The organism is Methylobacterium sp. JK268 (assembly GCF_054052225.1).
Map to the genome: position 1 here is coordinate 1 of NZ_JBSVZN010000018.1, position 14,982 is coordinate 14,982.

A 14,982-nucleotide genomic window follows, 5' to 3' on the forward strand; every position below is an offset into this window, starting at 1 on the left:
ACATGAGGAGTGTGTTGCATTCCGGGCGCGGTCATTCCATGAGCCGGCTACCGAAAAGCGTGCACACGGGAGCCGCAGAGGGAGGAGGGTTCGCGCCCCGCCCTACGCCTCGATCATCGATCGGATGCGCGTGGCGATGGTCTCGATCGGGAAGGGCTTGGTCAGCATCTCCATTCCGGACGGCAGCATGCCGGAGGCGCGGGCGGCGGTCTCGGCGTAGCCGGTGATGAACAGGACCTTGAGCCCGGGCCGCGCGGTGCGGGCCATGTCGGCGAGGCGGCGCCCGTCGATCCCGGGCAGGCCGATATCCGTGACGAGGAGGTCGATCGTCGCCTCCGAGCGCAGCAGGGCGAGCCCGGCCGGGCCGTCGGCCGCCTCCAGGGCCCGGTAGCCGAGATCCTGCAGCACCTCGACGATCAGCCCGCGCACGGCCGTCTCGTCGTCGACCACCAGGACCGTCTCGCCGCGCCCCGGCCTCAGGGGAGCGGCGACGCGGTCGGGCGCCTCCGCGGCCTCTCTGCCCAGGTAGCGCGGCAGGTAGAGGCGGATCTCCGTTCCGCGCCCCGGCTCCGAGCGCATCGCCACGCAGCCCTCCGACTGGCGTGCGAAGCCGTAGACCATCGAGAGGCCGAGCCCGGTGCCCTGGCCGATCGGCTTGGTGGTGAAGAAGGGCTCCACCGCCCGCGCCATCACCTCGGGCGCCATGCCGGTCCCGGTATCGGCGACGCGGATGCAGACGTATTCCCCCGGCGGGGCCTCGCAGGGGACCGGCTCCTGCGCCCCGAGCACCGCGTTCGCGGTCTCGATCACGAGCCGGCCGCCCTCCGGCATCGCGTCGCGGGCGTTGATCGCGAGATTGAGGAGCGCGCTCTCGAGCTGGGGGGCGTCGCAGAGCGTCATCCAGAGATTGGCCGGGGTGACGATCTCGAGGCTCACCCCCTCGCCGATCGTGCGCCGCAGCAGGTCCTCCATGCCGGCGACGAGGGCGCTCGCCTCGACGGGCTTCGGGTCGAGGGGCTGGCGGCGCGCGAAGGCGAGGAGCCGGTGGGTCAGCGCCGCGGCGCGGTTGGCCGAGGTCATGGCGGTGCGCGCGTAGCGCTCCAGCGCGTCGATCCGCCCTTGCGCGAGCCGGGTCTGCAGCATGTCGAGCGACCCGATGATGCCGGTCAGCAGGTTGTTGAAGTCGTGGGCGATGCCGCCGGTGAGCTGGCCCACCGCCTCCATCTTCTGCACCTGGCGCAGCTGCGCCTCGGCCTCCTCGCGGGCCGTCACCGCCCGCGCCCGCTCGGTGGCGGCCAGCGCCGCCGCCGCGTCGGCCCGCGCCTGCCGCGCGAAGGCGACGACGATGAGGATCACCGCGGCCACGCTGGCGAGCGCCGCCCCGGCGACGAACAGGGCCTCCCGGCGCCAGTCGGCCAGCACCTCCTCGCGCGTGCGGGTGACGTTCACGACGAGGGGGTAGTCGCGGGCCGAGCGGGTCGAGACGAAGCGCCTGAGCCCGTCCATCGAATCGTCGATCTCGTAGAAGCCCGCCCGGGCCTCCAGCCGGGCCGGGTCGAAGGCCTTGATCCGGAAGAAGCGGCCCACGCCCGGCACCGGCGGCTCGCGGGTGAGGAGCATGCCGTCCCGCCGCCACAGGCTGATCGCCGACTGCCCGCCGAGGTTCAGGGACCGGTAGAAGCGGTCGAAGTAGCCGAGGTCGATCGCCGCGAGGACGAGGCCCATGAAGCGGCCGTCCGGCGCGGTGAGGCGCCGCGCGAGGTAGAAGGTCCAGGTGCCGCTGCCGCGATTCTCCACCGGCTCGGTCACGTAGGGGTCGGTCGTGGGCGTGTCGCGCAGATACGCGAAGTAGGCGCGGTCCGAGAGGTCGATGTTGGGCGTCGGGTAGCCGCGGGAGAAGGCGATCAGGTGCCCGTCGGCGGCCACCAGCGTGACCGCGTCGAGCTGCGGCACGCCCGCGAGCCGGCCGCGCAGCATCTCGTAGGTGTCGCGCCCGGTCTTCGTCCGCGCGAACTCCTCGGGCGTGGCGACGCCCTCCGCGGCCAGGAGGTCGATGACGCTCTGCAGGACGAGGTTGACGCTCTGGAGCGTGCGCGCCGCATCCTCGGCCAGGACCGTGTTGAGGGTGCCGAGTTCCCGCTCGGCGTCGTCGAGGGCGCGCTCGCGCATCTCCAGCACGAGGCCGCCCGCCGCCGCCAGGATGACGAGGCTCGGGAGCAGCGCGGCGGCGGCGAAGCCCAGGCGCCGCGACAGACGCCGGAGCCGGCCCCAGGGGGCCGCGAGGCGCGACGCGGATTGCCCTCCGGGCCGCGCGGAGAGGCTCCCTGTCCCCATCGGCGTCAGGCCGGATGCGTCCGCTCGATCTCGCGCAGGGCGAGGTCGGCGAGCCAGCGCAGGAGCTTCCCGGCCTCCGCGTCGAGGACACGCGGCCGGGTGTCGCCGACGCAGAGCGTGCCGATGCAGCGCCCCTCCGCCAGGATCAGGGGCTCGCCGGCATAGAAGCGCAGGAAGGGCGGCCCGACCACCGCCGGATTGTCGGCGAAGCGGCCGTCGAGCTGGGTGTCGGGCACCACGAGGGGAAGGCGGGCGCCGCTCTCCTCGGCGGCGGTCACCGCGTGGGCGCAGAGCGAGGCGTCGCGGGGCAGCTCCCTGTACGGAAAGCCCTGATGGGCCTTGAACCACTGCCGGTCCCGGTCGATCAGGCTCAGCGCCGCGAAGGGGGCCGCGAGGATCTGGGCGGCGAGCGCCACCAGCCGGTCGAACCGCTCCTCCGGGGCCGTGTCGAGCAGGCCGAGGCCGTGCAGGGCCGCGAGGCGCTCGGCCTCGCGCGCGGGCTTGGCGGCGCGGGCCCAGCGGCAGGCGGTGCGCATCAGCCACGCCCGCAGGCGGGTGCGGGCGTAGCTCGCGGTGAACGGGGTGACGAGCCGGTCGCTGAGGCCGACGGCCTCGTCGCCGCGCCGGTCGCCCGAGCGGCTCACCAGCACGATCGGCAGGTCCTGCCCGGCGGGGCCGAGCGCCCGCACGGCCGCGCAGAGGCCCGCGAGGCGCTCGGCCGGTTCGGCGCCGTTCTCCACCACCGCGAGCGCCGGGTGGTAGAGCCGCACCGCCTCCGTCACGGCCTCGGGGGTCAGCGCCGCCCGGTGCACGGCGATGCCGTCGTCGCGCAGGAGATCCGCGAGCCGCTCCCCCTCGCCCGGGGCGGCGGCGGCGATCACCACGGACTGGGCGGTGAGCGCCGAGCCGAGCGCCTCGCGCGCCGAGCGCGCGCGGGCGGTCGCCCGGGCGGCCCGGCCCGGGGCCGCGAGGGCGATGCGCTGCCCCTCGGCGGCGGCGAAGAAGTCGAGGTCGTCGCTGCGGTAGGCCGCCACCAGGGCGTCAAGGGCGTCGTCGTCGCGCTCCGGGTCGTGGTGCATCAGGGCGAGCCGGGCCGCCCCGGCCTCCCGGGCGACCCGCCGGGCATACTCGACGGTGCTGTGGCCCCAGCCGATCTTCGCCGGGTACTCGGCGGCGGTGTACTGGGCGTCGTGGATCACGAGGTCGGCCCCGCGCAGGAACTCGGCGTGGCGCCGGTCGAGCCCCTCGGGAACCGCGGTGCCGTCGGCCGCCGCCGTGCAGAAGGGCTCGTGGTCGAGGGCGTAGACCAGGGTCGCCCCATCGGCGGTGAGGCGATAGCCGAGGGTGAGCGCCGGGTGGTTGAGGTAGTGGGTCTCGACCGCGACGTCGTCGTCCTCTCCCAGGACGAGGTCGCCCTCGACGAGTTCGTGGTAGCGGATGGTGGCGCCGAGCTGCTCCAGCGAGACCGGGAAGTAGCTGTACTGCATCTGTCCCGACAGCGTCTCGCGCAGGGAGGCGCCGAGGCCCCGGGGCGCGTAGATATCCCACTCGTTCCCCGGTGCGAAGAAGGGCGCGAAGAACGGCACGCCCTGGATGTGATCCCAGTGGGTGTGGGTGATGAGGACGTGGCCGCGCAGGGGCGCGCCCGAGGCCGCGAGTTCCCGCCCCAGCGCGTAGGCACCGGTGCCCATGTCGAGGACGACCAGGGTGCCGCGGGCGGTGCGGACCGCCACGCAGGAGGTGTTGCCGCCGTACCGGATGGTGCGCGGGCCCGGAACCGGCAGGGAGCCCCGCGTCCCGAAGAACCGAACCTGCATGGCCCTTCCTCCCGCCGCCGGCGCGTCCGCGCGGAGGCCCCGAGTGTTGGCGAGAACCCGCCGCCCTTCAAGCGCCGCCGCAGGGGGAGGCGCGGGACCCGGGCCCCGCAGGTCTGCCCGCCTCTTCACTCCGGCCCGGCGGGAAATCTATCCGATTTTGATCGATTGGGCAGCGGGCCGGTCCCGTCTTGCCGCTGCCGTCCTGCCCTTGCTTCCGGCGCCGCGATCCCGCAGCCTGACGCAAGGGGCGATCGTCCGCCGAAAGATCCGCGACCCTTTGGGAGATCCGCGATGCTGATCGTGTTCGGCGGCCTGCCCGGGACGGGGAAGTCGACCATCGCCCGCGCCGTCGCGCGGGTTCTGGCGGCGACGTATCTGCGCATCGACGCCATCGAGCAGGCGATCCGCGATGCGGGCGTGCCCGCTGTCGCGCTCGGTCCCTCCGGTTACGCCGCGGCGCAGGCGGTCGCGGCGGGAAATCTCGGGGAGGGCCGGGCCGTCGTGGCCGATTGCGTCAATCCGGTCGCCGCGAGCCGCGAGGGCTGGCGCGCCGTGGCCGCCCGCGCGGACGCCCGGCTCGTCGAGGTCGAGGTGATCTGCCCGGATGCGGCGGAGCACCGCCGCCGGGTCGAGACGCGGATCGGCGAGGTCCCGGGCCTCGTCCTGCCGAGCTGGGAGGCGGTCTCCGGCCTGCACTACGAGCCCTGGGACCGACCCCGCCTCGTGATCGACAGCGCGGCCCTGTCCCTAGAGGAGGCGGTGGCGCGGGTGGTCGCGGCGGCGTCGTGAGGGAACGGGCCGCGGGGCTCTCCCGTCCGCCCTTCCGGCCCGCCGTCCCGGCCCATCGCCGAGCTGAACCGTACCCCCCTCCTCGCCGTTGACGCAGACCCGCGCGTTCCGCGCCCCGAAGGTCCCCCGCATGGCGACGAGCCTCGCTCCGAGCGTCTCCGAGATCCCGCACGCCGCCGCGACCCTGCCGGCGGTCACCATCGACAGCTACAACATCGAGTTGCGGCGCCCCGACGAGGAGGGGTTCCTCGGCGACCGGGTCACCAAGGGCGCCTTCCGCGACCTGATCGAGGATTGGCGCGAGCGCCTGCGCAAGCTCGGCGAGGACCCCCTCGGCGACACGCCGAGCCGCGACCTGTCCAAGAAGGCGCTCGACCGCTTCCTGCGCGAGGGACCGCCCGAGGCGTCCGGCGTGGTGCAGGGCGCCGTCGAGGATTTTTCCCAGGAACTCGCCACCGTGGTGCGCCGCTTCCTGCGCCAGAAGGGCTGGCGCGAGACCGAGCGCATCGTGGTCGGCGGGGGCCTGAGCGATTCCTTCGTCGGGCGCCTCGCGGTCGGGCGGGCGAGCGTGCTGCTGCGCGCCGCGGGCCTCGACCTCGCCCTCGTGCCGATCCGCCACCACCACGACGAGGGCGGGCTGCTCGGTGCCGCCCACCTGGCGCCGTCCTGGATCTTCTCCGGGCACGACAGCCTGCTCGCCGTCGATATCGGTGGCACCAACATCCGGGCCGGAATCGTGGAGACCAACCAGCGCAAGGCCCCCGACCTCTCGCGCTCCGCGGTCTGGCGGGCCGAGCTCTGGCGCCACCGCGACGAGGCGCCGCCGCCCTCCCGCGACGCGGCCGTGGCGCGGCTCGTCGGCATGCTGGAGGGCCTGCTCGCCCGCGCCGCCAAGGCGAATCTGCGGCTCGCGCCCTTCATCGGGGTCGGCTGCCCGGGGGTGATCGAGGGGGACGGCCGCATCAGCCGCGGCGGCCAGAACCTGCCCGGCAACTGGGAGAGCAGCCGCTTCAACCTGCCGCGGGCGCTGCGCGAGGCCCTGCCGGCGATCGGCGGCCACCCGACCATGGTGGTGATGCACAACGACGCGGTGGTGCAGGGCCTGAGCGAGGTGCCCTTCCAGCGCGACGTCGCCCGCTGGGGCGTGCTCACCATCGGCACCGGCCTCGGCAACGCCCGCTTCAGCAACCGGGACGTGCGTGCCGAGACCTGATCGGTCTTTCGTCCAAGTAACAGTCTGGAATTCCTCTGAGTTTCCGCACGAGGCTTGATCCGGCCGCGCCCGATCGGCTAGTGCAGACCGACCGGTCGCCCGCCACACGAGGCGACGGGCCACGACCGGAGAGCGGACCTCTTCACCGGCCGGGTGCCCGGCGGCGGACCTGCTTCCGTCGCGGGCGCGGGGCGTTTCCGTCCATGCCCGCGGCGCGGCCGCTTCGGCGCAAGCTTGAGGGGATGAATTCGGTGTTCACGCAAGGCATGCCGTGGTTTCGCACCCGCGTCGGGAATCTCGCCCTCGACCTCCTCCTGTGTGTCACGCTGTCGCTCGTGATGCTGGTCTCCGCCCTCGCGCAGGGGCAGGAGGCGCCGATGCGCGTCGAGCTCAACAAGCTCGAGGCGGCCGGCGAGGCCTGCCGAGCGACCTTCCTCATCGACAACGCCAAGGGCGCGCCGATCAAGTCCCTCCGGCTCGACCTCTACGCCTTCGACACGGACGGGGTGGCGCAGAAGCGGGTGCTCGTCGAGTTCGGGCCGGTGGCGGCCCACAAGACGGTGCTGCGCCAGTTCGACGTCGCGGCCGGGTCCTGCGGCCAGGTCGGCCGGGTCCTGCTCAACGACGTCGTCGCCTGCGAGGGCCAGGACCTCTCCCGCGAGACCTGCCTGGAGCGCCTCGCGCCCGTCTCCGCCAAGGGCGCCGTGCCCTTCGTCCGCTGAGCCCGCGCGTCCGCTGATCCCCAGCGACCCGCCCGACCGATCGAGGAGATCCGCGATGGATCCGACCGCCGCCCCGCCCGCCCACGACCTCAGCTTCCTCGGCCTGTTCCTCCAGGCCGACCCGATCGTGAAGGGCGTGATGATCCTGCTCGCCCTGGCCTCCCTGGCCTGCTGGACGGTGATCATCGAGAAGGCGATCCGCCTCGCGGCGGCGCGCCGCCAGGCGCTGGGCTTCGCCCGGATCGTGGCGAGCGGCGGGCGCGTGGAGGAGGGGCGCGGCCTCGCCGCCCGGGTCGTCGCCGCGGCCCAGGAGGCGTGGCGCGACCAGGACCCGACCGAGACCCGGGCCGAGCGGCGCGAGCGCATCGAGCGGGCCATGCGGGCGGCGCTCTCCCTCGACCTCAAGCGCCTGCAGGTCGGGCTGCCGCTGCTGGCCACCTGCGGCTCGGCCGCGCCCTTCGTGGGCCTGTTCGGCACCGTCTGGGGCATCATGAACTCGTTCTCGTCGATCGCGAAGAGCCAGGACACCAGCCTCGCCGTGGTGGCCCCGGGCATCGCGGAGGCTTTGTTCGCCACGGCGATCGGCCTCGTGGTCGCGATTCCCGCCGTGGTCGCCTACAACAAGCTCGCGGGCGACCTCGGCAAGATCCAGGCGACCTTCTCCGGGGCGATCGGCACCCTCGGCAACCGCCTGGCCCGCGACCGCGACCGCGGCCACGCCGCCGTCCGCAGCGCCGCCGAATAGGAAGGCCGCCCCATGGCGATGTCCCTGCCGCAATCGGGCGGCGCCGACGAGGATGACTTCGAGGCCGCCCCGCTCTCCGAGATCAACGTCACGCCGATGGTCGACGTGATGCTGGTGCTGCTGATCATCTTCATGGTGGCGGCGCCGCTGATGACGGTGGGCGTGCCGGTGCAACTGCCCAAGACCGCCGCGGCCAAGAGTTCGGAGCCCAAGAAGCCCGTGGTGGTCTCCGTCGACAAGGACGGCAACGCCTACCTCGCCAAGGAGGCGCTGCCGCCCGAGGACGCCCTGGCGCGCCTGCGGGCCGCCGCGGCGGAAGACCCCAACCAGACCGTGCTGGTGCGCGGCGACAAGGACGTGCCCTACGGCAAGGTGATGGAGGTGATGGGCCTCGTCGGCCAGGCGGGCTTCGCCAAGGTGTCGCTGATCGCCAACGCCCCGAACGGCGCCCCGCTCGCCACGGCGCCGGCCGCCCCCCGCTAGGATCGCGATCGCCCTCATGTCGCAACCGACCGGCACGCGGACCGGCGCACGGGGTCCCGGGGAGCCGGGCTCCGGCCTCGCTCTCGCCTTCCTGGTGGCCTTCGCCCTGCACGCGGGCGTGCTCGGGGCGATCACGCTCTGGCGCAGCACGCCGCCCTCCTCCGGCGAAGGCGAGATCACCATCGACCTCGCGCCGAGCCCCGCGGCCGAGGAGGTGCCCGAGCAGCAGCCGGACATGGTGACGACGCCCCCGCCCGGCGATCCGGAGGCGGTGCCGGAGGTCAAGCCCCCGGAGACCGCCGAGCCGCCGCCGCCCGACGCGATGACGGAGCCGAAACCGGCGGAGCCGGTCACCGAGGCGAAACCGCCGGAGGCCGCCACCGACGTCGCACCGCCCGAGACGATGACCGAGACCAAGCCGCCGGAGGCGGTCGAGGCGAAACCGCCGGAGGCGGTCCAGGCCGTGGCGCCCCCCGAGGAGCGAGTCGTCACCTCGACGAACGAGCAGGCCCCGGTGGCGCCCGCGCCGCCTCCGCCGGTGATGCGCCCCGTCGAGAAGCCGCGGCCGATCCCGAAGCCGGTGGCCAAGCCGGTGGCCAAGCCGAGGCCCGTCGAGAAGCCCAAGCTCGTCGAGAAGCCGAAGCCCAAACCCGTGGAGGAGGTGCGCAAGCCGCCGCGGCCGGTGCGCGAGGTGGCCCGGCCCCAGCCCGGGCAGCGCACGGCCGAGCCCGAGCGGCGTCAGCGGGCCGCCCCGCCCCCGGCGGCGGCGGATCCGGGCGCGCTGCGGGCCTGGGGCTCGCAGATCCGGGGGGCGATCCAGGCGCGGGCCCGCAGCGTCGGCGGAACCGGCACCGTGACGATTCGCTTCACGGTGTCGCGCGCGGGCCGGATCGTCAGCGCGTCGCTCGCGGGCAGCAGCGGGAATCCGAGCATCGACGCGGCGGCCCTGGCCGCGGCGGCTCCGGGCACCGCCGTGCCGGCCGCCCCCGCGGGCGTGACCGTGCCGTCGCAGAGCTTCTCGGTGCCGTTGGCGTTCCGGTGAGGACCTGCCGCGGGGATGACTCAACCCTCTGATCGACCTTGCACGCCGAACTCTGCGGCGATTGGCTCGAAAGAGCGACAGGGCTCATTCAGCAGGGCAAATGCAAGCCTCAGTATCAGACCATCGTTGATGGCAATAAACTCTCTCCTCATGCTGAGGTGCGACCGCAGGGAGCCTCGAAGCACCCCAGAACAGTCTGTCCAAGCAGCCGTTGTCTTGGAGCACCCGTCAGAGGTGCTTCGAGGCTCCCTGCGGTCGCACCTCAGCATGAGGAGTGTGGTGCACGCCAGAGGCGTTCCGTCGCGAGCCGGCATGGGGATGCGGGCACACGATCGCCCGCGCGCGAGCCGGGGCACGCCTTCCCATCGTGTTGGAACAGACCTCCGCAGCGAGGAGAGGGACGTGCCCCTCAGGCCTCGCCCTCGGTCTCGAACAGCACCGCGTCGAGGGCTTCGCGGCCGGTCTTGCCGGCCCAGACCACGAACTGGAAGGCCTGGTAGTAGCGCTCGCAGGCGTCGATGGCCGATTTCAGCATCATCTCGCACTGGCGGTGGGTGGGCTCGGCGCCGCCGGTGAGCAGGAGCGAGTGACGGAACATCACCACGCTCTCGCCGCTCCACAGGTCGAAATGCCCGACCCAGAGCTGCTCGTTCACCAGCGAGACGAGCTGCAGCACCTCCGCCCTGCGCCGCGGCGGCACCTTCAGGTCGAACGCACAGGCGACGTGCAGCGCCTCGACATCCTCGATCCACGTATACGCCACGTGATACTCGGCCCACTTGCCCGCGACCGCCACCGACATCTCGTCGGTCTCGGCCCGATCGAAGATCCAGTCGTGCAGGGAAGCAAGGCGTTCGACGACATCGAGCGGATGCTCGGCGCGCTGGAGGTCGACGATGTGCGTTGGGTTCATGGCGATCCGGTTCTTGGCTCGTCCGAGCGGGAAGACAGCGTCACGGGACGCGAACAGCGACGTCGAGATGAAAGCAGATCGCATCCCCGGCACGTATTGGACCGCTGGCGATGAGCTTAACGGCCGACTTGTCTCCCCTTGGCGACAGCGAATCAGTGCTGCAGCGACTATAGCCCGGCCGAGTCGCGGGACTCAAAGCGAAAACTCCGGGAGAGGCGGCCGGGCGGGACGCCATCCACCGAAGCTTCCTGTGAATAAGCGGAGATCAGGCGTCCGCCGCCGGGCCGCGGGCCTTGGCGGGCTTCGGGTCCGCGGGTTTGGGGGCGGCCGCCTTGGGGGCCGACGCGCCCTCCAGGGCGGCGACGCGGGCGGCCAGCGCCTCGTTCTGGCTGCGGAGCGCCGCGACGAGGTCGCGCAGCACCTCGACCTCCTCCCGGGAGGCGACGTCCATGTCGCGCAGGAGGCGCTCAACCTGGGCGCGCATCATGGTCTCGGCCTCGCGCCGCATGCCCTGGGCGGCCCCGGCGGCGTCGGTCATCAGGCGGGCGAAATCGTCGAGGAAGCGGTTCTGGCTCGGCACGGTCGTCTCCTGGTCGTCGCAGGCCGTCGCCCGCAGATGGGCCGGTTGGGCCGGCCCGGCAATCCGGCGGCGCCGAATCGTCCGGCGCGCGGCGCCACGATTACTGGGCTTTCGCCGTCCCCGCGACAGAAACAATCCGTCGCAATTCGGATGCTTCAAGCAGGGCCGCGCCTCGGGCATAAGGGCCGGGTGACCAGCACGCCGCACATCCTGCTCGTGGAGGACGACCGCGAGATCAGCCAGCTCGTGGCCCGCTACCTGCGCGGCAGCGACCTGCGGGTCTCCGTGGCGGGCGACGCCCGGGAGATGGACCGGCTCCTCGCCGATTCCCGTGTCGACCTGATCGTCCTCGACCTGATGCTGCCGGGTGAGGACGGGCTCTCGGTGTGCCGGCGCCTGCGGGCGCAATCGACGGTGCCGATCCTGATGCTGACCGCTAAGGGCGAGGAGATCGACCGCATCGTCGGGCTGGAACTCGGGGCGGACGACTACCTCGCCAAGCCCTTCAACCCGCGCGAGCTCCTGGCGCGCATCCGGGCGGTGCTGCGCCGGGGGAACGGAGGGGGCGGGACGCGGGACGAGGAGGGGCCGCGCCGCCTCGGCTTCGCGGGGTTCGTGCTCGACGCGGGCCTGCGCCAGCTCCTCAACCCGGACGGCGCCCAGGTGGCGCTCACGGCGGCGGAGTTCGACCTGCTGCACGCCATGTGCCTGCGCCCCGGCCGGGTGCTCTCCCGCGACCAGCTCCTCGATTTGACGCAGGGGCGCGCGCCGGGTCCGTTCGAGCGCAGCATCGACGTTCTGGTGAGCCGGATCCGCCAGAAGATCGAGCGCGATCCGCGCAACCCGGAGATGATCAAGACCATTCGGTCGGGCGGCTACGTCTTCACGCCGGACGTGACCCGCCCGGAGGCCACCCGCGCATGAGCGAGCCGGTGCGTCTCACCCGGCGCATCGCCGGGCAGATCGCGATCCTGGTGGTGGCGGCCATCGTGGTCACCCACGTGGTGGTGACGGTGGCCTTCCTGCTGATGCGGCCGGACCTGCGGCGGCTCGACGAGCATCCGGGGGCACTTGCCAACCGCTTCGCTCTGGTGGTGCGGATGCTGGCCGCGGCGAGTCCGGGGGAGCGCGGCGCCCTCGCGGCGGCGGCGGGCCGCGGGCCGACGGGCCTGCGCTTCACCGTCCTGCCGGACGAGGGCGCGCTGCCGATGGGCCTGCGCGACGGCGGCGAGGCGGCGGAACTGCGCCAGGCGCTGGGGCCGGGCTGGCAGGTCGACGGCGCCGGCCGGTACACTCCCGGGAGCGACCGCCCGCGCCAGCTCGCGATCCGCGGCCACGGCCTGACCCTCCTGGCCGAGATGCCGCCCCGCTGGGAGCGGCCGACCCCGCTCACCGGGGCCATCATCACCACGATGTGCTTCCTGGCCCTGAGCCTCACCCTTCTGTCGATCTGGGCGACGCGGGCGCTGACCGCGCCGCTCCAGCACCTCGCCGGGGCCGCGGAGGCCTTCGGCACCGGCATGGACCTCACGCCCCTGCCCGAGAAGGGTCCCGAGGAGGTGCTGGCGGTGTCGCGCGCCCTCGACCGCATGCGCGCCCGGGTCAAGCGCCTCGTGGACGACCGCACCCACATGCTGGCGGCGATCAGCCACGACCTGCGCACGCCGATCACCCGCCTGCGGCTCAGGGCGGAATTCCTGGAGGACGAGGTCCTGCGGGCGCAGTTCCTGCGCGACCTCGACCAGATGAATGCCATGGTGGAGGCGGCCCTCTCCTTCGTGCGCGACGGGCGCACCCGGGAGCAACTGGCGCTGATCGACCTCGCCTCGGTGGTGCAGACGGTCTGCGACGGCTTCGCGGATGTGGGCCAGGACGTGCGGGCGGAGGGCGTGCGGCCGACCCTGGTCAAGGGCTCGGCCGACGAGTTGCAGCGGGCGCTCACCAACCTCGTCGACAATGCCGTGAAGTATGGCGGCGGCGCGACGGTGCGCCTCACGGCGGCGGGGCCGCAGGCGGTGGCCGTCGAGGTGCTGGACGAAGGGCCCGGCATCCCGGAGCCCGAGCAGGCGGCGATGCTGGAGCCCTTCGTGCGCGGCGACCGCGCCCGCACCCTCAACGAGGCGGGCGGCTTCGGGCTCGGCCTGTCGATCGCCAGCGTGATCGCCGAATCGCATGGCGGGCGGCTGACGCTGGCCAACCGCAAGCCCCGCGGCCTCGCGGTGCGCCTGGAGCTTCCGCGCGCCGCCGCCGTCGTGCCCCGGCACGTGCCCGCGCAGGCGGCCTGACGCCGCTCCTTTTTGTAACCGGACGTTGCGGCGGCGGCCCGCGCAACGGGCGGCAACCGAGGCGTGCGGCCCGTTGAGGGCGGGTTAACCATGGGGGCCCGCATGCTAGGGCGCGCCGTCCCGGCGCCCACCTGCCGAGCCTCCCGATGACTGCGATCTCCGCCGCCTCCCAACAATACTCGCCCCAGCAGCGCCTCCTCGACCAGCTGAGCCGCCAGGAGCAATCCGGCGCGATCAGCGCCACGGACGGGCAGGCCCTGTCCGCCGCCATCGACGACATCGGGACGAGCCTGGGCCAGGGCTCCTCGACCGGCTCCTCCGCCCGCCTCGACCCGAGCCAGGCCAAGAGCCGCATCGACGACCTGATCGCCGGCGAGGTCGACAAGGGCACGCTGACGAGCGCCCAGGCGGACGAGCTGAAGAGCCTGTTCGCGAAGGGCCCGCACGGGGGCGGCCACCCTCACGGCGTGGGCGGCGATCCCGATCAGGACGGTGGCGGGATCGACCCGGCGGCCGGGACGGACGGCACCGCGTCTACCGCCTCCACCTCCGCCAGCGGGACCGGCGCCACGAGCACCAGCGACCTCCTGTCGAGCTTCATCAAGCAGCTGCAGGACGCCCAGGCGCAGACCCAGTCGAGCACTTACGGGCAGAGCGGCACGACGGGGAGCAGCTCCGTCTCGGCGGCTTTGCTGATCGACTTCCAGGCCTGACCCCTACTGGGCGAGTTCGCGCAGGCCGAGGCGGATGAGCGTCTTGGCCTCGGCGCCCTCGCCGGCGCTGCGGAGCGCCGCGGCCACCGCCGCGGAGGCCTGGACCTGCGGGTAGCCGAGATTGACGAGGGCCGAGACCGCGTCGGCGACCGGCTGCGGGGCGGTGCGCTCCTCGATGGCGCCCGAGAGGCGCATCAGGGCCGGATCGACCGGCGCGAAGGCCGGCGCCTTGTCCTTGAGCTCCGCCACGAGGCGGGCGGCGAGGCGCGGCCCGACCCCGGGCGCGCGGGCGACCGCCCCCTTGTCGCCGGTGGCGATGGCGGTGGCGAGGTCGGCCGGTTCCAGAACCGAGAGGACGCCGAGCGCGACCCGGGTGCCCACGCCCTGCACGGTCTGGAGCAGGCGGAACCATTCCCGCTCCGCGCCGGACCGGAACCCGTAGAGCCGGATCATGTCCTCGCGCACCACCGTCTCGATGGCGAGCGAGGCCGCCTCGCCGACCGGCGCGAGCCGCTGCAGCGTGCGGGCCGAGCAATGCACCTCGTAGCCGACGCCCTGCACGTCGAGGATGACGAAGTCCTCGCCGTAGGAATCGACCACACCCTTCAGCTTTCCGATCATGGGGTTCCGTGGGGAAGGCCCGTCCTTGAGCCGCGGGCCTGTTCGTGGGATGGGACCGTCGCCATATCGGCGACCCCGCCCGAACCCACAAGGTGACCGCATGAAGCGCGTGCCCGCGCTCGCCTGCCTCCTCGTCGCGCTCGCCCTGCCGGCGCGGGCGCAGGAGGGGGCGGCCCCCTCCGCCGACCCGAATCAAGTCCGGGCTGGGCGCTACCGGCTCGATCCCGCGCACGGCAAGGTGACGTGGTCGCTGAGCCATCTCGGCTACTCCACCTATTACGGGCAGATCACCGGGCTCTCGGCCGATCTCGACCTCGACCCGAAGGCGCTGGCCCAGGCCACGTTGCGCGTGCGCGTGCCGGTGGCGAACGTGAACGCCCTCGACGACGCGCTGAACCGCCGCCTCGGCGAGCCGGATTTCCTCGACGCGGCGCATTTCCCGGAGGCGAGCTTCGTGAGCCGCGGCGTCGAGACGACCGGCCCGACCACGGCGCGGGTGAGCGGCGACTTCACGCTGAAGGGCGTGACGAAGCCGCTCACCCTCGACGCGACCTTCAACCAGGCCGGGATCCACCCGGTGGACAAGCTCTACACGCTCGGGTTCGACGGGCGGGCGGTGATCCGCCGCTCGGATTTCGGGATCACCGCCTTCCTGCCGGGGGTGGGGGACGAGGTGACGCTGCGGCTGGAGGGCGAGTTCAAGGCGGTGCCGTAAGGGGAGGGGC

Annotated in this window: 15 protein-coding genes; 10 read left to right on the top strand and 5 right to left on the bottom strand. The window is 73.2% G+C overall.

What is annotated here, in order from left to right:
• Window positions 1-102 precede the first annotated feature (102 nt).
• Complete coding sequence (locus tag ACW9J6_RS19435; protein WP_457118152.1) at window positions 103-2,334, bottom strand: response regulator; 2,232 nt, start codon at window positions 2,332-2,334, stop codon at window positions 103-105.
• 5 nt (window positions 2,335-2,339) lie between these two features.
• Window positions 2,340-4,151: an MBL fold metallo-hydrolase gene (locus tag ACW9J6_RS19440; protein ID WP_457118153.1), complete on the bottom strand. Its 1,812-nt coding sequence runs from the start codon at window positions 4,149-4,151 to the stop codon at window positions 2,340-2,342.
• 291 nt (window positions 4,152-4,442) lie between these two features.
• Here ACW9J6_RS19440 and ACW9J6_RS19445 point away from each other — a divergent pair, with 291 nt between their 5' ends.
• The 6 genes from ACW9J6_RS19445 (at window position 4,443) to ACW9J6_RS19470 (ending at window position 9,145) form a co-directional block, all read left to right on the top strand.
• Window positions 4,443-4,940 carry an AAA family ATPase gene (locus ACW9J6_RS19445; protein ID WP_457118154.1) on the top strand — a complete coding sequence of 166 codons (498 nt, stop codon included), beginning with the start codon at window positions 4,443-4,445 and terminating at the stop codon, window positions 4,938-4,940.
• Window positions 4,941-5,070: 130 nt separating this feature from the next.
• Complete coding sequence (locus ACW9J6_RS19450; protein WP_457118155.1) at window positions 5,071-6,153, top strand: ROK family protein; 1,083 nt, start codon at window positions 5,071-5,073, stop codon at window positions 6,151-6,153.
• A 242-nt stretch (window positions 6,154-6,395) separates the two neighbouring features.
• On the top strand, window positions 6,396-6,875 hold the full coding sequence (locus ACW9J6_RS19455) for a Tat pathway signal protein (protein WP_457118156.1): 480 nt from the start codon (window positions 6,396-6,398) through the stop codon (window positions 6,873-6,875).
• Window positions 6,876-6,930: 55 nt separating this feature from the next.
• Window positions 6,931-7,620 (top strand): MotA/TolQ/ExbB proton channel family protein, encoded by a 690-nt coding sequence (locus ACW9J6_RS19460; protein WP_457118157.1) that lies wholly within the window; start codon window positions 6,931-6,933, stop codon window positions 7,618-7,620.
• A gap of 12 nt (window positions 7,621-7,632) precedes the next feature.
• Window positions 7,633-8,103, top strand: a complete 471-nt coding sequence (gene tolR / locus ACW9J6_RS19465; RefSeq protein WP_457118158.1) for a protein TolR — start codon at window positions 7,633-7,635, stop codon at window positions 8,101-8,103.
• A 16-nt stretch (window positions 8,104-8,119) separates the two neighbouring features.
• A complete protein-coding gene (locus ACW9J6_RS19470) occupies window positions 8,120-9,145 on the top strand; it encodes a TonB family protein (protein ID WP_457118159.1) in 1,026 nt (341 codons plus the stop codon).
• Between the two features lie 409 nt (window positions 9,146-9,554).
• Here ACW9J6_RS19470 and ACW9J6_RS19475 read toward each other — a convergent pair whose 3' ends face one another.
• Both ACW9J6_RS19475 and ACW9J6_RS19480 read right to left on the bottom strand, forming a co-directional pair.
• Complete coding sequence (locus ACW9J6_RS19475) at window positions 9,555-10,058, bottom strand: YbjN domain-containing protein (protein ID WP_457118160.1); 504 nt, start codon at window positions 10,056-10,058, stop codon at window positions 9,555-9,557.
• A 265-nt stretch (window positions 10,059-10,323) separates the two neighbouring features.
• The gene (locus ACW9J6_RS19480) at window positions 10,324-10,638 is read right to left on the bottom strand and encodes an accessory factor UbiK family protein (RefSeq protein WP_457118161.1); all 315 of its coding nucleotides are present in this window, start codon (window positions 10,636-10,638) and stop codon (window positions 10,324-10,326) included.
• Between the two features lie 150 nt (window positions 10,639-10,788).
• Here ACW9J6_RS19480 and ACW9J6_RS19485 point away from each other — a divergent pair, with 150 nt between their 5' ends.
• The 3 genes from ACW9J6_RS19485 to ACW9J6_RS19495 all read left to right on the top strand — a co-directional run bounded on the left by ACW9J6_RS19485 (window position 10,789) and on the right by ACW9J6_RS19495 (window position 13,636).
• Window positions 10,789-11,562 carry a response regulator gene (locus tag ACW9J6_RS19485; protein ID WP_457118162.1) on the top strand — a complete coding sequence of 258 codons (774 nt, stop codon included), beginning with the start codon at window positions 10,789-10,791 and terminating at the stop codon, window positions 11,560-11,562.
• Entirely contained in the window at window positions 11,559-12,923 is a 1,365-nt protein-coding gene (locus ACW9J6_RS19490; protein ID WP_457118163.1) for an ATP-binding protein, read from the top strand. The genes ACW9J6_RS19485 and ACW9J6_RS19490 overlap by 4 nt, the downstream gene beginning before the upstream one ends.
• Before the next feature lie 146 nt (window positions 12,924-13,069).
• Window positions 13,070-13,636 (top strand): hypothetical protein, encoded by a 567-nt coding sequence (locus ACW9J6_RS19495; protein WP_457118164.1) that lies wholly within the window; start codon window positions 13,070-13,072, stop codon window positions 13,634-13,636.
• A 3-nt stretch (window positions 13,637-13,639) separates the two neighbouring features.
• On the opposite strand, the gene ruvA is transcribed toward ACW9J6_RS19495, so the two are convergent.
• Entirely contained in the window at window positions 13,640-14,257 is a 618-nt protein-coding gene (gene ruvA, locus ACW9J6_RS19500) for a Holliday junction branch migration protein RuvA (RefSeq protein WP_457118165.1), read from the bottom strand.
• Window positions 14,258-14,357: 100 nt separating this feature from the next.
• Here ruvA and ACW9J6_RS19505 point away from each other — a divergent pair, with 100 nt between their 5' ends.
• Complete coding sequence (locus ACW9J6_RS19505; protein WP_457118166.1) at window positions 14,358-14,972, top strand: YceI family protein; 615 nt, start codon at window positions 14,358-14,360, stop codon at window positions 14,970-14,972.
• Window positions 14,973-14,982: the final 10 nt, after the last annotated feature.